The sequence below is a fragment of the Streptomyces longisporus genome, assembly GCF_039532765.1.
GTDB lineage: Bacteria > Actinomycetota > Actinomycetes > Streptomycetales > Streptomycetaceae > Streptomyces > Streptomyces longisporus.
In genome coordinates this window covers 171,053-187,578 of the sequence record NZ_BAAASG010000013.1, presented here as the reverse complement: position 1 = coordinate 187,578, position 16,526 = coordinate 171,053, and the positions used below count along the sequence as shown (strand labels likewise).

The following is a 16,526-nucleotide window of genomic DNA, read 5'->3' as shown; positions in this document are numbered from 1 at the left end:
CTGCGAGGCCTTGGCGGGGGGCGGGTGCTTGCGGGGCCTGCGCGGCCTTGGCGGGGCGCGGGCACGTGCGGGGCCTGCGCGGCTTTGGCGGGGGGCGGCACGTGCGGGGCCTGCGCGGCTTTGCCGGGGGGCAGGTGCTTGCGGGGCCTGCCGGCCTTGGCGGGGGCGCGGGCACGTGCGGGGCCTGCGCGGCTTTGCCGGGGGGGCAGGCGCCTGTGCGGCTGTCTGGGCGCGGATGCCGGGGCGCCTGTGCGGTTTTGCGTTTCGGCGGGGTGGGGATGCCTGCGGCGCCTGTGCGGCTTCGGTGGGGGTGGGCGTAGCGCCTGTGGTTCGGTGGGTGGGGCGGGGCCGCGCCGGGGGGTGTCCGTCCTCGGTCCGGCGGTTGCTGGTGGCTGCGGCCGTGCTCGGGGTGGACGCCGGCCGCTGCGGGCGGGCACCCCCCGCCACGTCCCCTTCCCGCCGTACGCGACTGCGGGTGCGCACCTCGACTCGTCCGCTTCTTCGCCTCGGCCTGCGGGCAGGCGCTCTCCCGCCGCCGTAGCTGCGGACGTCGGCGCCCGGTCGCCGTAGCTGCGGGCGGTCGTGCCGCTAAGGGCGGCACGGGTGGGTGCCCCGCTCGGTTTCGGGCGTACGCAGTGGCCCCGTCCTTCCGGACGGGGCCGCTGCGGTGGGGGTCAGCCTGCGACCGGCTCCAGCGTCGGAGTCGGTTCGTCCGTCGGCGTCGGCGCGGAGGGCTCCGTGGCGCGCCGCCTCGGGATCAGCAGCGCCGCCAGACCGGCAAGCGCAACGACCGCGGACCCGGTGACCAGCGCCGGCTGCAGACCGTCGACGAAGGTCTGCGCGGACTCATAGCCGCCCTGCGCCGAGAAGATCGACGACATGATCGCGATGCCGAGCGCACCGCCCACCTCGCGCAGCGCGTTGTTGGCACCGGAGGCGATGCCCTGCTCATTGGCTCGGACACTCGACATCACCAGGTTGGCGGCCGGGGCGAAGTACAGCCCCATGCCCATGCCGCTGATGATCAGGGCGGGCAGCTGGGCGGTGTAGGACACGCCGGGCGCCACCACGGAGGCCATCCAGCCGAGGCCGACGGCCTGCAGGAAGAGGCCGGTGGCGACGACGGGGCGGCCGCCGATGCGGTCGGACAGGATGCCTGCGATCGGCGCGGCGATCATCGGCATGCCGGTCCAGGGCAGCATGCGCAGGCCCGCCTCCGTGGGCGAGTAGCCGAGCACGCCCTGCATGAACTGGCTGAGCAGGAAGATCGAGCCGAACATCCCGAGGAACATCAGCAGGCTCGCGGCGTTGATGCCGGAGAAGGCGCGGGAGCGGAACAGCCGCATCGGGAGCATGGGGTTCTTGGCGCGCAGGCTGTAGCCGACGAACGCTGTGAGCAGCGCGGTTCCGGCGAAGAGGCCGGTCAGGACCAAGGGGGCGGTCCAGCCGTCGGCGGGGCCGCGCACCAGGCCGTAGACGATCCCGAAGAGGCCGCCGCTGGCGAGCAGGGTGCCGGGGACGTCGAGCGGGGCGCCGGTGCCGTACGACTCGGCGAGGCGCAGGCGGGCCAGCGGCAGCAGGGCGAGGCCCAGCGGGACGTTCAGCCAGAAGATCCAGTGCCAGGAGACGTGCTCGGTGAGGCTGCCGCCGATCAGCGGGCCGGAGGCCACGGCGAGGCCGTTGACGGCACCCCAGATGCCGTACGCCATCCCGCGCTTGGCGGCGGGCACGGCGGCCGTGAGGAGGGTGAGCGTCAGGGGCATCATGATGGCGGCGCCTACGCCCTGCACCGCACGGGCGGCGATCAGGGAGTTGATGCCGGTCGCCATGGCCGCGGCCGCGGAGGCGCCGGTGAAGACGGTGAGGCCGGCGAGGAAGAGCCGGCGGCGGCCGAACCGGTCGCCGAGTGCCGCGCCGAACATCAGCAGGACGGCGAAGGTGAGGGTGTAGGCGCTGACGGTCCATTCCAGGTCGTCCAGGGCGCCGCCCAGGTCCTTGCGGATGGAGGGCAGGGCGGTGGTGACGACGAGGTTGTCGAGGGCCGCCATGAATCCGGCGACGCTGGTGATGACGAGGGCCCAGACGGTTCCCCCGCGACGTGCGGTCTGCTGTGACATCGCTCCCCCAGAGGGTGATCGGTCGCTCGGTAGAGATTTTCGGTTAGTTATTGATGACTAACTTTCGCGGGCATGAAAAGGCGGTTGCGGCGCCTTCCCCGCGCAGTGCGTGGACTACTTCTCCAGACGGCCTTCCAGCCGCGCCTGTGGATACAGCCCCTCCCAGACCCGATGCTCGGGAGGAAAACCCATGGCCACCAGGCAGTTGATGAGCATTCCGTACGCCATGAACGTCGTCGTCCCGTCGGTGTCGGCACCCAGCGGCAGATGGACCGTGTCCCACAGCCGCATCCATCCGCTGCGCACCGCCTCGCCGAGTTCGGGGTCGCCCGCCTGCTCGGCGGCGCCCACGGTGACGTACATCTGCATCTGCATCAGCAGCCGCTCGGGCTGCTCCGCGATGACCTTGGTGTACGCGTTCGCCATGGCGCGCAGGGCCTCTTCGCCCTCCAGCCCCTTGGCGGCCTCCTCGAAGGTGCGGATGGTGTCCTCCATGCACCGCTGCGCCACCGCGAGGAAGAGTGCCTTCTTGCCCGGGAAGAGCCGGAAGAGATATGGCTGGGAGACACCGACCCGCTTGGCGATCGCCTCGGTCGACGTGCCGTAGTAGCCGCCGCGGGCGAACTCCGTGGTCGCCGCTCGAATGACGCTCTCGCGCCTCTCTTCTGCGCTCATCCTGGCCATGCGAGTAAGTTAGTACTCAATCACTAACTAGGTCAAGGGGGGACGCGGATCAGGCTTCGGAGGCCGGACGGAGACGGCACAATCACCCTGTGGATCAGGGAATCGCGGCCCTGCTGGGGGCAACGGTCGGCGTTCTCGGCACCGTGGCGGCCGCGGCCATCTCCGGGTGGTCGAGCCGTCAGCAGTTACGGGCCCAGGCCGGAATCGACCATGCCCAGTGGCGCCGACAGGCCCGGCGCGACGCCTACAGCGCCTTCCTCGCGCCCGCGCACGAGACGGGCAACGCCTTGAAACAGGCGGCCCGGGCACTGATCGGTGAGGTGGACGCGGCGGAGGCGGACCGACGGCTCCAAGCCGCCCACGACAATCTGACGGCGGTGCAGGCGGCCTGGGCCGCTCTCGCTGTCGAGGGCCCCGAGACGGTGGAGCAGCTGGCCCACGGCGTCAAAACCGCGCTGCACTCGATGCAGACCACACTGCTCGCGTGGCGCGACTCGGCGGATCGCGCTGCCGACCACAACGTGAAGTTCGTGGAGCGGCACGCGGTCGAAGTGAGCAGGGTGTCCGAACGAATCAGCGCCTTCACCGCTGGCGCCCGCGCCGCACTCGACGAAACGGCACCGGCCTTGAACATCCAAGGCCGGTGAGGGCCCCCTGCACCGCGCCAGTCGCGCCGCTCAGGCCAGCCGTACGACCGCCCGTGACATGCCCAGCACCTTCTGCCCGGCACTGGTCGCCGTGAGGTCCACGCGGACCGTGTTGTCGTCGAGCTTGGCGGCCACCTTGGCGCTGACCTCGATGAGGGCGCCCTGGTCGTCGTTCGGGACGACGACGGGCTTGGTGAAGCGGACGCCGTACTCGACGACCGCGCCCGGGTCGCCGGTCCAGTCGGTGACCACCCGGATCGCCTCGGCCATGGTGAACATGCCGTGGGCGATGACGTCCGGGAGGCCCACCTCCTTGGCGAACTTCTCGTTCCAGTGGATGGGGTTGAAGTCCCCGGAGGCGCCCGCGTACTGGACGAGCGTGGCGCGGGTCACAGGGAAGGTCCGGGCGGGCAGTTCGGTGCCGACCTCGATGTCGTCGTATGCGATCTTCGCCGTCATGTTCTCGCTCACGCCTCCTCTGCCGCGCGCGCGACGAGCTTCGTCCAGGCGGTCACGACGTGCTCGCCGGCCTCGTCGTGGACCTCGCCGCGGATGTCCAGGATGTCGTTGCCCGCCATGGACTTGATCGCCTCGATGGTGGAGGTGACGGTGAGGCGGTCGCCGGCGCGGACCGGGCGGACGTAGGAGAACTTCTGGTCGCCGTGGACGACCCGGCTGTAGTCCAGGCCGAGCTGGGGGTCCTGGACGACCTGTCCGGCCGCCTTGAAGGTGATCGCGAAGACGAAGGTCGGCGGCGCGATGACGTCGGGGTGGCCGAGTGCCTTGGCGGCCTCCGGGTCCGTGTACGCGGGGTTGGGGTCCCCCACCGCCTCGGCGAACTCGCGGATCTTCTCGCGGCCCACCTCGTAGGGCTCGGTGGGCGGGTAGCTCCGCCCCACGAAGGACTGGTCGAGCGCCATGGCTCGGCACCTCCTGTGTCTGCCTGCTGACTACTGACTACTGGCTACTGACTGCCGGCCGTGGGCCGGTGGCTGCTGGCTGCTGGCTGCTGCGATGCCCGCCGGACAGATGTTCCGGACGCCTGTGATCGGGCGGAACCGGCCGGTAACCGGGGGTGAAACGCCGCGAGGCCGTCCCCCGCTAGTGGGGACGGCCTCGCGTACGAGCCTGATTTATCGCGTCTCGCGGTGCGCGGTGTGCGCGTTGCAACGCGGGCAGTGCTTCTTCATCTCAAGACGGTCCGGGTTGTTGCGCCGGTTCTTCTTGGTGATGTAGTTCCGCTCCTTGCACTCCACGCAGGCCAGCGTGATCTTCGGGCGGACGTCGGTGGCAGCCACGTGAGTGCTCCTTGACGAACGGATGGGACGGTTTAACGCATAGAAGAGTAGCCGATCGAAGGACCGACCCCGCAATCGGCTACTGTCAGTAGCGGTGACCGGACTTGAACCGGTGACACAGCGATTATGAGCCGCTTGCTCTACCGACTGAGCTACACCGCTGCGATGCGATCCGTTCCCGTCTCGCGACGGGAACCTCACACACCAGAGCCCCAATACGGAATCGAACCGTAGACCTTCTCCTTACCATGGAGACGCTCTGCCGACTGAGCTATTGGGGCGAGCGATGAAGACATTACACGCTCCGCCGCCGTTCACCCAAATCCGTTTCGCGGCCCCCGTCCCGGCCTGTTCCACAGGCGGTCCGGACCCCCGCCCGGGCCCGTTTCCCGGCTCTCCCAGGAGCCACTGAGGCCGCTGCGATACGGCGGACCACACCGGTACGACTATTGCGCTCCTCCCCGACGCGGGCGGATCGCCACCCTAGGCTCGACTCACTCTGCGTGATCTTGCGTTCCCCTGCGCAGCCCCCGAGCCCCTGGAGTGCGATGCCCGACAGCCAGCCGCAGCCACCCCACTCGTCGTCCTCCTCTTCGGGCTCTTCGGGCTCGTCGTCCTCATCGGGGTCCTCGGGTTCTCCGGGGTCCTCGGGACGGGTGGGCGATCCGGCCGCCCTGCTGCTGTGCGGGGCCCGGCTGACCGACGGCCGGACCGTGGACGTGCGGCTGAGCGGCGGGCGCATCGAGGCGGTCGGCACGGCCGGAAGCCTGGCTGCCGGTGGGGCGCGGGACTGCGGCATGCGGGTGGACCTCAGCGGCTATCTGCTGCTGCCGGCCCCGGCCGAACCGCATGCGCACGGGGACACCGCGCTGTCCGCGGAGGACGACGGCCCGGCCTCGTACGAGCCCCAGGACGTCCAGCGCCGGGCCACCGAGGCGGCGCTGCTGCAGCTGGGGCACGGGGCGACCGCGCTGCGGGCACATGTGCGGGTGGGCGACGTTCAGGGGCTGGGCGCGTTGGGCGCCGTACTGCAGGCGCGGCGTTCGCTGCGCGGGCTGACGGAACTGACGACGGTGGCGATGCCGCGCATCCTGACCGGCGTGGCCGGGGCGGAGGGCCTGGCGATGCTGCGGGACGCCCTGAAGATGGGCGCCTCCGTGGTGGGGGGCTGTCCGGACCTGGATCCGGATCCGACCGGGTACGTGGAGACGGTCCTCGAGGTCGCCTCGGAACACGGCTGTCCTGTCGACCTGCACACGGACGCCGCCGATCCGGCCCGTCTCGCCCGCATCGTCGCGATGGCCGGGGGGCTGCGGCCGGGGGTGACGCTCGGACCGTGCGGTGGCCTCGGCCGGCTGCCCGCCGAGACGGCCCGACGCACCGCCGACCAGCTCGCGGCGGCCGGGGTGACGGTGGTGTGTCTGCCTCAGGGCGGCTGCGGCGGCACCGACCGGCGCGACACGGCTCCGGTACGGCTGCTGCGGGCGGCCGGCGTACGGGTGGCCGCGGGCAGCGGCGCCCTGCGCGACCTGTCGAACCCGGTGGGACGCGGGGACCCCTTGGAGGCGGCCTATCTGCTGGCCTCCCGGTACGGGTTGCGCCCCGAGGACTCGTACGACGCGGTGAGTTCCTCGGCGCGGTCGGCCATGGGGCTGCCGGAGGTGCGGGTGGAGGCGGGTTTCCCGGCGGAGTTGCTGGCCCTGCGCGGCGACCGGCTGGCGGGGGCGTTGTCGCTGGCGTACAGCCGCATCGTGGTGCACCGGGGGCGGGTGGTGGCGCGGACGAGCGCGGTACGGGAGTACTGCAACTCGGCCGCGGCGGCGGAGTTGGGGCTGCCTCGGCAGGGGCGCGGGGAGTTGTCGTGAGTGGCGGGCGGGAGTCGGAGTGGGGGTTTTTGTTTTTTGTGGGGGTACGAGGGGTGGGCGCACGCGTTGTGGGGGCGCGAGCGGTGGGCGCACGGGTTGCGGAGGCGCGAGCGGTAGGCGCACGGGTTGCGGAGGCGCGCGTTATGGGGGTGCGCGTAGTCGGCGGTGCACGTTGTCGGGGTGCTGCCGCCGTGCTGCGGCCGTGGTGAGGACTCCCGGCGGGTGTTGAGGGGCTTGCTGGGGGGCGCGTGTAGGCGTTAGAGGCGGTCGGTATGGGGTTGGTGCGCGGAGCGCACGCCGGGCGCGTGCAACCTGTCCAGCCTGAGCGCCGTGCTCCGACCCACTGGGGGACCGATGCGAAGCCACGCCCTCGGTTCGGGCGACGGAAACACGTGGCATGAGAGCCCGCTTGGAGGTCTTGCACAAGGAATGAGCGGGCAGCGCCTGCCTCAGCGGCCTGCGCCGGGAGCGCATGGTCGGGGCTCACGCGCCCAGCGCGCACCCTCCAGCTGTGCGCTCCGCGTGCGCACCCTGGGGCGTGGCTCAAGTCGTGCGGCGGACGCGGCCGTCCGGGCGTACGGTCGGACACATGCGCATTGTCATCGCTGGTGGTCATGGTCAGATCGCGCTGCGGCTGGAGCGGCTGCTCGCCGCGCGCGGAGATGAGGTCGCGGGGATCATCCGTCACGCCGAACAGGGCGACGACCTGCGGGAGGCCGGTGCTGAACCGGTTCTGCTCGATCTGGAGTCCGCCTCGGTCGAGGAGGTCGCGGCGCATCTGCAGGGCGCCGACGCGGCGGTGTTCGCGGCGGGTGCGGGTCCCGGCAGCGGAGCGGCCCGCAAGGACACGGTCGACAAGGGGGCGGCGATCCTGTTCGCGGACGCGGCGGTTCGGGCGGGCGTACGACGACATGTGGTCGTCTCGTCGATGGGCGCCGACCCCGCGCACCAGGGGGACGACATCTTCGACGTCTATCTGCGTGCGAAGGGGGAGGCCGACGCGTATGTGCTGCGGCAGGACGCCCTGGACGCGACGATTCTGCGCCCCGGGATGCTGACGAACGATGCCGGCACCGGCCTCGTACGGCTGGAGGCGCACACGGGCCGCGGCGCCGTCCCCCGGGACGACGTGGCCGCCGTACTGGCGGAGTTGGTGGAGACCCCGGCGACGGCCGGACTGACCCTGGAACTGGTCAGCGGATCGGCGCCGGTGTCGGTCGCGGTGAAGTCGGTGGCCGGGAACTGAGGGTGGCCGGGAACTGAGGGTGGCCGGGAACTGAGGGTGGCCGACGAGGGGTGCTGGAGGAGGCTGCGGCTCGAGGAGCTCGCTCTGGGTTCGCTGCAAGTCCCTCTAGAACAGGGGCAGTTGGCCAGGCATCTCCGGGACGACGTATCCGTCCAGTGACGGCTGTACCGCGTCCGGTTGTGCCTGGCGGCGCGAACCGGGGCAGGAGACGAGTACGCCGTTCTCGCGCGCACCGGGCGGGTCGTGGCGAGCGAACCGTCCGGCGACGACGGCGATCTCGCGACGGCATTCGGGGCAGCGTCTGCGGCGAGTGGACATGGGGTCAGTGTGCCCCGGGCGGGGGCGTGTTGTGCGCGGGGCGCACGCTCCGGCCCGCATGGGCCTCGCGCGCCGTCCGGTCGCCGATGGAGCCCCGGCCCACGGCCTCACAGTCACCCCCGGAACCTTCACCAGGGCGCTACGAAATCCACCTCACTTGCTTAAGTCAATCAATCGACCTACTTTAAGGGTGTCGCGCACACCCGACGCCCTTTGCCTACGGAGGCCCGACCCATGTCCCACGCCCTTCCCCGAGCCGCCGACGACGACGGGATGGTGTCCGCAGCGCCACGGGCCAACGCCGTCGTAGCGGTCCTGGCCTTCGGCGGGATCGTGGTCTCGCTGATGCAGACCCTGGTGATCCCGATCGTCCCGGAGCTGCCGAAGCTCCTGAACGCCCCGGCGTCCGACACCGCCTGGGCCGTCACCGCCACGCTGCTCGCCGCCGCCGTGGCCGTCCCGATGATGGGCCGGCTGGGGGACATGTACGGCAAGCGCCGCATGCTCCTGGTCAGCCTGGTCCTGCTGGTCGCCGGATCGGTCACCGCCGCGCTCAGCGACTCCCTGGCGCCGATGATCGTCGGGCGGGTGCTGCAGGGCATGGCGGGCGGTGTGATCCCGCTCGGCATCAGCATCATGCGGGACGAACTGCCCGCCGAACGGCTCGGTTCGGCCACCGCGTTGATGAGCGCCTCGCTGGGCGTCGGTGGCGCTCTCGGCCTGCCCGCGGCCGCCCTCATCGCGGACCACTTCGACTGGCACGTACTTTTCTGGAGCTCGGCCGGGATGGGTGCCGTGGCGCTCCTGCTGGTGCTGTTCGTCGTCCCCGAGTCCAAGGTACGCACGGGCGGCCGCTTCGATGTCGTCGGCGGCCTCGGGATGGCGGTCGGCCTGGTCTGCCTGCTGCTCGGCATCTCCAAGGGCGGCGACTGGGGCTGGGCCGGCGGCACCACCCTCGGCCTGTTCGCGGCGGCCGTCGTGGTGCTGCTGACGTGGGGCTGGTACGAGCTGCGGACCGAGCAGCCGCTGGTCGACCTGCGCACCACCGCCCGTCGTCAGGTACTGGTCACCAACCTCGCCTCGATCGCCCTCGGCTTCGGCATGTTCGCGATGTCCCTGGTGCTTCCGCAGCTCCTGCAGTTGCCTGAGGCGACCGGCTACGGTCTGGGCAGGTCGCTGCTGACCGCCGGTCTGGTCATGGCCCCCTCCGGCTTGGTGATGATGGCCATCGCCCCCGTCTCGGCCGCTCTTTCCAAGGCCAAGGGCCCGAAGGCCAGCCTGATGCTGGGCTCGCTGATCGTGGCGGCCGGCTACGGCCTGCAGATCCTCCTGATGTCCGAGGTCTGGCAGTTCGTCCTGGTGTCCTGCGTCATCGGTTCCGGCATCGGCTTCACCTACGGCGCCATGCCCGCCCTCATCATGGGCGCCGTGCCCCCGTCCCAGTCGGGCGCCGCCAACAGTCTCAACACCCTGATGCGGTCCATCGGCACGTCGACCGCCAGCGCCGTCGCCGGCGTCATCCTGTCGCAGATGACCACGGACCTGGGCGGGGTCCCTCTCCCCTCGGAGAACGGCTTCAAGACCGTTCTGGCCATCGGCGGCGGAGCTGCGCTGCTCGCCTTCGCCGTCGCGTCCTTCATTCCGCGGCATCGGGCGGCCGCGGCCGGGGGCGGCTCCGCGTCCGAGGAGAGCGTTGTCTCCCAAGACGCGTCCGCTACGGCGACAGCCCTGGCGTCTGCTAAGGCGCCGTCCGCGCCCGGGGCCGAGGAGGGCGCGCCCGGGCCGGCCGAGGCGGGCGCACCGGGGCGGTCCGCGGCGGCTGCGGCTTCGGCCGCGATCGGGGAGGGTGCGCCCGGTCTGTCGGCTGTGCGGTCGGACGGGTCCTCGCCCAGGCCCGCGTCCTCATCGGCTTCCGTCGTGTCCGCCGGGCCTGACGGGGAGGGTGCGCCCGGTCTGTCGGCTGTGCGGCCGGACGGGTCCTCGCCCGGGTCCGCGTCCTCATCGGCTTCCGTCGTGTCCGACGGGCCTGAAGGGGTAGGCGGGGCCGGTCTGTCGGCTGTGCGGCCGGACGGGTCCTCGCCCAGGCCCGCGTCCTCATCGGCTTCCGTCGTGTCCGACGGGCCTGACGGGGTGGGCGGGGCGGGCGGTGCGAGCGGCTCCGCCGGCGGCGGAATCCCGGTGAACGGGCATGTCCTGGGGGCGGAGCGGGTCCCGGTGGCGGGGGCCGCGGTCACGCTCATCTCGCTCGGCGGGAAGCAGCTGAGCCGGTCGGTCTCGGGGGGCGACGGCTCGTACGGTGTCGACGCGCCCGCCGCCGGTTCGTACGTCCTGATCGCCTCCGCCGACGGCTTCCAGCCGCAGGCCTCGACACTCGTCGTCGCCGACGGGCCGGTCTCGTACGACGTCCTGCTGAGCGGCACGAGCGGCCTCGCCGGGCTGGTGCGGTCGGCCGACAGCGGGGCACCGGTCGCCGACGCCGTGGTGATCGTGACCGATGTGCGCGGGGAGGTGCTGACCACCGGACGGACGGACGTGCTGGGCGAGTTCACGGTCACCGACCTGGTGCCGGGGACGGTGACGCTCGCCGTCAACTCCGCCAAGCACCGCCCGCTGGCCCTGCCCGTCGAGATCGGCGGCGCGGGCACCACACGCATCGAGGTCGAACTCCGGCCCGGCGCCCATGTCCGGGGCACGGTACGCGGAGCGGGCGCCCCCCTGAGCGACGCCCGGGTGACCCTGGTGGACGCCGCGGGCAACGTGGTCGCCACCACCCGGACCGGGCACGACGGCGCGTACGCCTTCTCCGACCTGGACAGCGGCGCGTACACGGTCATCGCGACGGGCTATCCGCCGCATGCGGCAACGGTGACGGTACGGGGAGGCGGCATGGACGACCACGACATCGAACTTGCACACAGCGCGGAGTAGTTGCGCCTGCAGTGCAGTGGTCCGTCCGCCTGCCAACGGCCCGGACGGCAATCCGGGCCGGCCGCGAGTCACGGCCGCCATGGACACTCACCCTGCGGCCCGGTACGTCCGTCTCACCACGTTGCCCTTTCCCCCGACGCAGAAGACAGAAGGATGGGCTGATGCAGTAGGAGTCGGTGGTGGAGCATGTCCGGCAGTCGGTCGGTGCAGGCGGGGCGGCCGCCGACTACTGACTACACAACGGAGTCGCCCGATGGAAGTCGCGCGCCCGGCCGGACGGGAAAGGGCGAACCTCCAGATTGAGACTGGCCGGCGGGAAGGGGAGCTCCCCGGGGGACGCGTGGGGGCAGACGAACCGATCAGGGCTGGCCTCACCCCAGGCCAGGTGAGACAAGCCGCGCATTTCGACCTCGTCCCAATGGCCGCTGGCTGAATACGAAAAGACCCCCTCCACTCTGCGTTTCCGCAGTTAGGAGGGGGTCTCTCTCAGCGTGGCGGCGCCAGGATTCGAACCTGGGAAGGCTGAGCCGGCAGATTTACAGTCTGCTCCCTTTGGCCGCTCGGGCACACCGCCGGGTTTGCTGCCGTTCGAACCGCTTTTCGGCGGTGCTCCCTGGCAACGACGTAAACAATACCCGATGCCGAGGGGTGCTCCGCCACCCGATTGATCTGCGCCCCGAGGACGACGGGTGGCTAGGCTTGTCCGGATGCGGCCCGGACCACGCCGGGCTCGGCGCCCGCCCCCACGTACGCCGATACGCCCCCGTACGCACCCCATCACGTACCGATACAAGGAGCCACAGGACATGGCCGACTCCAGTTTCGACATCGTCTCGAAGGTCGAGCGGCAGGAGGTCGACAACGCCCTCAACCAGGCCGCCAAGGAGATCTCGCAGCGCTACGACTTCAAGGGCGTGGGTGCCTCGATCTCGTGGTCCGGTGACAAGATCCTCATGGAGGCGAACTCCGAGGACCGGGTCAAGGCCGTCCTCGACGTCTTCCAGTCCAAGCTGATCAAGCGCGGGATCTCACTGAAGGCGCTGGACGCGGGCGAGCCCCAGCTCTCGGGCAAGGAGTACAAGATCTTCGCGTCGATCGAGGAGGGCATCTCCCAGGAGAACGCGAAGAAGGTGGCGAAGATCATCCGCGACGAGGGCCCCAAGGGCATCAAGGCGCAGGTGCAGGGCGACGAACTGCGCGTCAGCTCGAAGAGCCGTGACGACCTGCAGGCCGTGATCGCGCTCCTGAAGGGCAAGGACTTCGACTTCGCGCTGCAGTTCGTGAACTACCGGTGAGCCGCTGCTTCACCGTTGTCGACTGACAGTCGCCGGCCGGCGGCTGCCAGTCCACGAGGAAGGGTGGGCACCTGGCCGGTGCCCACCCTTCTCGCCTGCTGGCTGCGGTCCGGGGCGTTCTCGGTCGTGCTCAGTTGCGCGAGTTGCCGAACAGGATGCGGTAGACGATCAGGAGCACGAGCGAGCCGCCTATCGCCGCGGCCCATGTCGCGCCGTCGTAGAAGTTCTTGGTGATCGGATGGTCCAGCCAACGGGCCGAGATCCAGCCGCCGATGAACGCACCCGCGATGCCGATGAGAGTCGTGCCGATGAAGCCGCCCGGGTCGCGGCCCGGCAGCAGGAACTTGGCGATGGCTCCGGCCAACAGCCCCAGGATGATCCAGCTGATGATGGTCATGCCGTGAACCTGCCCTTCCGCACTGTGGCTGCACTTTCCGGACAGTGAGATTTCGGTCAAGATCCGCTGCGCGCCACGTGCTCGTTCCTGCGCTGTTGATGAGCAGGACGTCGTAGCGGCACCCATCGGTTGCAGTGATCAGTAGGGTGCGGGACATGGCATCGACCGGTACTGCTTCCGAACTGCGGCGCACGCTGGGCGTGGGCGACGCCGTCGTCATCGGGCTCGGCTCGATGGTGGGGGCCGGGATCTTCGCCGCCTTGGGACCCGCGGCGCGTGCGGCCCGGTCCGGGCTGTTGCTCGGCCTCGCCGTCGCCGCCGTCGTCGCCTACTGCAATGCCATGGCGTCGGCGCGGCTGGCCGCCCTGTATCCGGCCTCGGGTGGCACATATGTGTACGGGCGTGAGCGGCTCGGCCCGTTCTGGGGTTATCTCGCGGGCTGGTCGTTCGTGGTCGGGAAAACTGCCTCCTGTGCGGCGATGGCGCTCACCGTGGGGGCGTACGTCTGGCCGGGGCAGGCGCACGCCGTGGCGGTCGCGGCCGTGGTTGCGCTGACCGCGGTGAACTACGGCGGTGTGCAGAAGTCCGCGTGGGTCACGCGGGTGATCGTGGCGGTGGTGCTGGCCGTCCTCGCTTCCGTCGTGGTGGTGTGCCTGGGGTCCGGGACGTCCGACGCGGGGCGCCTGGACGTAGGAACCTCGGGCGGTGTTGGCGGAGTGCTGCAGGCGGCGGGGCTGCTGTTCTTCGCGTTCGCCGGGTACGCGCGCATTGCGACCCTGGGCGAGGAAGTACGGGATCCGGCGCGCACCATCCCGCGCGCGATCCCCTTGGCTCTGGGCATCGCGCTGGCGGTGTACGTGTGTGTGGCGGTGGCTGTCCTTTCCGTGCTGGGGGCCGGGGGTCTCGGGCGGGCGGGTGCTCCGCTGGCCGACGCGGTGCGGGCGGCCGGCGTGCCGGGGCTGGTTCCGGTGGTGCGGGTGGGGGCCGCCGTGGCGGCGCTTGGTTCGTTGCTCGCCCTGATCCTGGGCGTCTCTCGGACGACGCTGGCCATGGCCCGCGACCGGCACCTCCCCGGCGCGCTTTCGGCCGTGCATCAGCGCTTCAAGGTGCCGCACCGGGCCGAACTGGCCGTGGGTGCCGTAGTCGCAGCCCTGGCGGCCACGGTGGACGTACGGGGTGCGATCGGTTTCTCCTCCTTCGGTGTGCTGGCGTACTACGCCGTGGCCAACGCCTCCGCCTGGACGTTGAGTTCGGCCACGAGGGCTCGCCTGTTGCCTGCGGTGGGTCTTCTCGGGTGCGTGGTGCTGGCGTTCTCGCTGCCGGCGGTGTCGGTGATCGTGGGCGCGGGCGTTCTGGCGGTAGGTGTGGTCGCGTATGGCGTACGGCGACGGCTGGCTGCGCGGTAGCGCACTGAACCGAACACCAGTCAGGGCGGGCGGGCACCTGATCAAGGCTTCCCCGCCCAGAGGGGCACGACCGGCCGTCAGGGCCGGGGCGGAGCGCGTTCTTCCGGCTGCTGTCTCGCAGGATCTCCGCAGTCCGGGCCTTCGCCGTACCAGAGCGTTCGCTGCGCTGTCGTACGCCTGGTGTCGCGGCTGCTAGGACGCCCGTGCCGCCGTGGTGCGTATGCGGAAGTCGGTCCAAGGGATCATCTCGAGTTCCTCGTTCGTCTCCTCGTACCAGCCCGTGCCGTCCACCCAGGACCTCAGCCAGGCCGTGAGGCTGGGGGCGTCGACGTACCAAGCGTGGTCGGCGTGGTCGGCGTTCGGCTCGAAGAGGAGGACTGGGGCTTCCGGCGTGCGGCAGTCCACGCACGCGTACATCGCGCAGCCCCAGTGGGATATCGGCAGGACGCCTTCCGGCCAGGGCCAGTCCGGGTCCTTGCGGGCGCTCTCGCAGTTGGCGAGGTACTGCACAACGGCGGCGGGCTCGCCGGCGGGCGGGCTGTCGAGGAGGGGCAACAGGCCGTACTCCGGGCCGAAACCGCCGTCTCCTATGCGCAGGTAGAGGTCGGCGAGCAGGGGAGGCAGGGGGAAGCCCAGGGCGGTCTCGGCGCGGGCCAGCGCGGAGGCGTCGGCGGGCTCCGGGAGTGAAGGCCACCCCCATGGGCGGGTGTTGTGTGCCTTCTCCGACACCCGTGCCAGCAACTGCTCGTTATCGGTCATGGGTTCATGATGCAAGGTGCCACTGACAATCGGTCGGGCCTGTGGACAACCTTCGAGCTGTGGAAATCCTGGTCACTCGAATGGGGGGCGAGCGAGCAGCCCCGCCCTGGTCCCAGTCGGTCAGCGAGTGGCGAACGGCTGGTCCGTCGGCACGATTTCGCGGCCGAGCGGCAGCAGCGAGACCGGGATCAGCTTGAAGTTCGCGATGCCGAACGGGATGCCGATGATCGTGATGCACAGGGCAATGCCGGTGACGATGTGCGTGAGCGCGAGCCACCAGCCCGCGAGGATCAGCCACAGGACGTTGCCGAGGCAGGAGGGCGCACCGGCGTCGCGGCGCTCGACCGTCGTGTACCCGAAGGGCCACAGGGCGTAGACACCGATGCGGAACGCCGCGATGCCGAAGGGGATGCCGATGATCGTGATGCAGAGAAGAAGGCCCGCGGCCAGGTAACCGAGGAACAGCCAGAAACCGCTCAGGACGAGCCAGATGACATTCAGGATGGTTTTCACTGGGGGCGACCTGCCATCTTCTCGAGCCGGGCGATGCGCTCCGCCATCGGCGGGTGTGTCGAGAACATCTTGGAGAGTCCCTGGCCCGGGCGGAAAGGATTCGCGATCATCATATGGCTCGCGGTCTCGATGCGCGGCTCGGGCGGCAAGGGCAGCTGCCTCGTGCCTGCTTCGAGCTTGCGCAGCGCACCGGCGAGCGCGAGGGGATCGCCCGTCAACTGCGCACCGGAGGCATCGGCTTCGTATTCCCTGGAGCGGCTGATGGCCAGCTGGATGAGAGTGGCCGCGAGCGGGCCCAGGATCATGATCATCAGCATGCCGAGGATGCCCGGGCCGTCGTCGTCGTTGGAGCGGCCGACCGGGATCAGCCAGGCGAAGTTGACCAGGAACATGATCACGGAGGCCAGGGCGCCGGCGACCGACGAGATGAGGATGTCGCGGTTGTAGACGTGACTGAGCTCGTGCCCGATCACACCACGCAGTTCGCGCTCGTCCAGGATGCGCAGGATGCCTTCCGTGCAGCACACGGCGGCGTTGCGCGGGTTGCGGCCCGTCGCGAAGGCGTTCGGCGCCTCCGTCGGGGAGATGTACAGGCGTGGCATGGGCTGGCGGGCCTGGGTGGAGAGGTCGCGGACCATGCGGTAGAGGGCGGGCGCCTCGAACTCGCTGACGGGGCGCGCGCGCATCGCGCGTAGCGCCAGCTTGTCGCTGTTCCAGTAGGCGTACGCGTTCGTGCCCAGTGCGATCACAACCGCGACGACGAGCCCCATGCGGCCGAAGAAGCTGCCGATGACGATGATGAGGGCGGACAGTCCTCCGAGGAGAACTGCGGTCCTTAGCCCGTTGTGCCGGCGGTGCACGGTACGCCCTCCAAGTCGTGCAGCAGGGGAACCCTTTGCTTGCTGATCTCGGGTGCCACTGGTGCCGTGGTGTCACCTCCAGTGGACCCTCCCGTACTGGTCAACGCCAGGCGAGGGCCACTAGTTCCCTTGTGCGTACGGCGACCTGCGTGGGCCGTCCGGGTGACGGCGCCCCTCGGTGGCCGGCGTCGGC

The 16,526-nt window shown here is 70.6% G+C and carries 16 protein-coding genes and 3 tRNA genes; 6 read left to right on the top strand and 13 right to left on the bottom strand.

From position 1 onward, the window contains the following. Positions 1 to 674: 674 nt before the first annotated feature. Positions 675 to 2,117 carry a DHA2 family efflux MFS transporter permease subunit gene (locus ABD355_RS28895; protein ID WP_344403660.1) on the bottom strand — a complete coding sequence of 481 codons (1,443 nt, stop codon included), beginning with the start codon at positions 2,115 to 2,117 and terminating at the stop codon, positions 675 to 677. Positions 2,118 to 2,231: 114 nt separating this feature from the next. Continuing rightward, entirely contained in the window at positions 2,232 to 2,801 is a 570-nt protein-coding gene (locus ABD355_RS28890; RefSeq protein WP_344403658.1) for a TetR/AcrR family transcriptional regulator, read from the bottom strand. 89 nt (positions 2,802 to 2,890) lie between these two features. On the opposite strand from ABD355_RS28890, the gene ABD355_RS28885 reads away from it, so the two are divergent. Then, positions 2,891 to 3,448: a hypothetical protein gene (locus ABD355_RS28885; RefSeq protein ID WP_344403657.1), complete on the top strand. Its 558-nt coding sequence runs from the start codon at positions 2,891 to 2,893 to the stop codon at positions 3,446 to 3,448. A 30-nt stretch (positions 3,449 to 3,478) separates the two neighbouring features. Here the strand turns inward: ABD355_RS28885 and ABD355_RS28880 are convergent, their stop codons facing one another. The 5 genes from ABD355_RS28880 to ABD355_RS28860 all read right to left on the bottom strand — a co-directional run bounded on the left by ABD355_RS28880 (position 3,479) and on the right by ABD355_RS28860 (position 5,027). Further along, positions 3,479 to 3,907: a MaoC family dehydratase gene (locus ABD355_RS28880; protein WP_344403672.1), complete on the bottom strand. Its 429-nt coding sequence runs from the start codon at positions 3,905 to 3,907 to the stop codon at positions 3,479 to 3,481. Between the two features lie 8 nt (positions 3,908 to 3,915). Further along, positions 3,916 to 4,368: an FAS1-like dehydratase domain-containing protein gene (locus tag ABD355_RS28875; protein ID WP_344403656.1), complete on the bottom strand. Its 453-nt coding sequence runs from the start codon at positions 4,366 to 4,368 to the stop codon at positions 3,916 to 3,918. 213 nt (positions 4,369 to 4,581) lie between these two features. Continuing rightward, entirely contained in the window at positions 4,582 to 4,746 is a 165-nt protein-coding gene (gene rpmG, locus ABD355_RS28870; protein ID WP_003948671.1) for a 50S ribosomal protein L33, read from the bottom strand. An 89-nt stretch (positions 4,747 to 4,835) separates the two neighbouring features. Continuing rightward, positions 4,836 to 4,908: transfer RNA gene (locus tag ABD355_RS28865), tRNA-Met, on the bottom strand. A 46-nt stretch (positions 4,909 to 4,954) separates the two neighbouring features. Next, positions 4,955 to 5,027 (bottom strand) — tRNA-Thr (locus tag ABD355_RS28860). 267 nt (positions 5,028 to 5,294) lie between these two features. On the opposite strand from ABD355_RS28860, the gene ABD355_RS28855 reads away from it, so the two are divergent. Then, a complete protein-coding gene (locus ABD355_RS28855; RefSeq protein ID WP_344403655.1) occupies positions 5,295 to 6,611 on the top strand; it encodes an amidohydrolase family protein in 1,317 nt (438 codons plus the stop codon). Positions 6,612 to 7,200: 589 nt separating this feature from the next. Continuing rightward, positions 7,201 to 7,857 (top strand): NAD(P)H-binding protein, encoded by a 657-nt coding sequence (locus ABD355_RS28850; RefSeq protein WP_344403654.1) that lies wholly within the window; start codon positions 7,201 to 7,203, stop codon positions 7,855 to 7,857. 105 nt (positions 7,858 to 7,962) lie between these two features. On the opposite strand, the gene ABD355_RS28845 is transcribed toward ABD355_RS28850, so the two are convergent. Continuing rightward, the gene (locus tag ABD355_RS28845) at positions 7,963 to 8,175 is read right to left on the bottom strand and encodes a hypothetical protein (protein WP_344403653.1); all 213 of its coding nucleotides are present in this window, start codon (positions 8,173 to 8,175) and stop codon (positions 7,963 to 7,965) included. Positions 8,176 to 8,409: 234 nt separating this feature from the next. Here ABD355_RS28845 and ABD355_RS28840 point away from each other — a divergent pair, with 234 nt between their 5' ends. Continuing rightward, positions 8,410 to 11,103 (top strand): MFS transporter, encoded by a 2,694-nt coding sequence (locus tag ABD355_RS28840; RefSeq protein WP_344403652.1) that lies wholly within the window; start codon positions 8,410 to 8,412, stop codon positions 11,101 to 11,103. Between the two features lie 492 nt (positions 11,104 to 11,595). Here the strand turns inward: ABD355_RS28840 and ABD355_RS28835 are convergent. Next, positions 11,596 to 11,677 (bottom strand) — tRNA-Tyr (locus ABD355_RS28835). A gap of 232 nt (positions 11,678 to 11,909) precedes the next feature. Here ABD355_RS28835 and ABD355_RS28830 point away from each other — a divergent pair. Next, positions 11,910 to 12,398: a YajQ family cyclic di-GMP-binding protein gene (locus ABD355_RS28830; protein ID WP_030945172.1), complete on the top strand. Its 489-nt coding sequence runs from the start codon at positions 11,910 to 11,912 to the stop codon at positions 12,396 to 12,398. A gap of 130 nt (positions 12,399 to 12,528) precedes the next feature. Here the strand turns inward: ABD355_RS28830 and ABD355_RS28825 are convergent, their stop codons facing one another. Beyond that, positions 12,529 to 12,795: a GlsB/YeaQ/YmgE family stress response membrane protein gene (locus ABD355_RS28825; RefSeq protein ID WP_344403650.1), complete on the bottom strand. Its 267-nt coding sequence runs from the start codon at positions 12,793 to 12,795 to the stop codon at positions 12,529 to 12,531. A 155-nt stretch (positions 12,796 to 12,950) separates the two neighbouring features. Between ABD355_RS28825 and ABD355_RS28820 the strand changes: the two genes are divergently transcribed. Beyond that, on the top strand, positions 12,951 to 14,201 hold the full coding sequence (locus ABD355_RS28820) for an APC family permease (protein WP_344403649.1): 1,251 nt from the start codon (positions 12,951 to 12,953) through the stop codon (positions 14,199 to 14,201). 192 nt (positions 14,202 to 14,393) lie between these two features. Here the strand turns inward: ABD355_RS28820 and ABD355_RS28815 are convergent, their stop codons facing one another. The 3 genes from ABD355_RS28815 to htpX form a co-directional block, all read right to left on the bottom strand. Continuing rightward, positions 14,394 to 14,960, bottom strand: coding sequence for an SMI1/KNR4 family protein (locus ABD355_RS28815; RefSeq protein WP_344403648.1), 567 nt, complete (start codon positions 14,958 to 14,960; stop codon positions 14,394 to 14,396). Positions 14,961 to 15,080: 120 nt separating this feature from the next. Further along, positions 15,081 to 15,473 carry a YccF domain-containing protein gene (locus ABD355_RS28810; RefSeq protein WP_344403647.1) on the bottom strand — a complete coding sequence of 131 codons (393 nt, stop codon included), beginning with the start codon at positions 15,471 to 15,473 and terminating at the stop codon, positions 15,081 to 15,083. Then, a complete protein-coding gene (gene htpX / locus ABD355_RS28805) occupies positions 15,470 to 16,333 on the bottom strand; it encodes a zinc metalloprotease HtpX (protein ID WP_344403646.1) in 864 nt (287 codons plus the stop codon). Before htpX ends, ABD355_RS28810 begins: the two co-directional genes overlap by 4 nt. Between the last annotated feature and the right edge of the window lie 193 nt (positions 16,334 to 16,526).

Excerpts from the sequence above, each read along its gene's own strand:
- ABD355_RS28880 (WP_344403672.1), bottom strand. The coding sequence starts at position 3,907 with ATGACGGCGAAGATCGCATACGACGACATCGAGGTCGGCACCGAACTG.
- ABD355_RS28830 (WP_030945172.1), top strand. The coding sequence starts at position 11,910 with ATGGCCGACTCCAGTTTCGACATCGTCTCGAAGGTCGAGCGGCAGGAG.
- ABD355_RS28820 (WP_344403649.1), top strand. The coding sequence starts at position 12,951 with ATGGCATCGACCGGTACTGCTTCCGAACTGCGGCGCACGCTGGGCGTG.
- ABD355_RS28850 (WP_344403654.1), top strand. The coding sequence starts at position 7,201 with ATGCGCATTGTCATCGCTGGTGGTCATGGTCAGATCGCGCTGCGGCTG.
- ABD355_RS28890 (WP_344403658.1), bottom strand. The coding sequence starts at position 2,801 with ATGGCCAGGATGAGCGCAGAAGAGAGGCGCGAGAGCGTCATTCGAGCG.
- ABD355_RS28840 (WP_344403652.1), top strand. The coding sequence starts at position 8,410 with ATGTCCCACGCCCTTCCCCGAGCCGCCGACGACGACGGGATGGTGTCC.
- ABD355_RS28815 (WP_344403648.1), bottom strand. The coding sequence starts at position 14,960 with ATGACCGATAACGAGCAGTTGCTGGCACGGGTGTCGGAGAAGGCACAC.
- ABD355_RS28875 (WP_344403656.1), bottom strand. The coding sequence starts at position 4,368 with ATGGCGCTCGACCAGTCCTTCGTGGGGCGGAGCTACCCGCCCACCGAG.
- ABD355_RS28845 (WP_344403653.1), bottom strand. The coding sequence starts at position 8,175 with ATGTCCACTCGCCGCAGACGCTGCCCCGAATGCCGTCGCGAGATCGCC.
- ABD355_RS28825 (WP_344403650.1), bottom strand. The coding sequence starts at position 12,795 with ATGACCATCATCAGCTGGATCATCCTGGGGCTGTTGGCCGGAGCCATC.
- ABD355_RS28895 (WP_344403660.1), bottom strand. The coding sequence starts at position 2,117 with ATGTCACAGCAGACCGCACGTCGCGGGGGAACCGTCTGGGCCCTCGTC.
- ABD355_RS28855 (WP_344403655.1), top strand. The coding sequence starts at position 5,295 with ATGCCCGACAGCCAGCCGCAGCCACCCCACTCGTCGTCCTCCTCTTCG.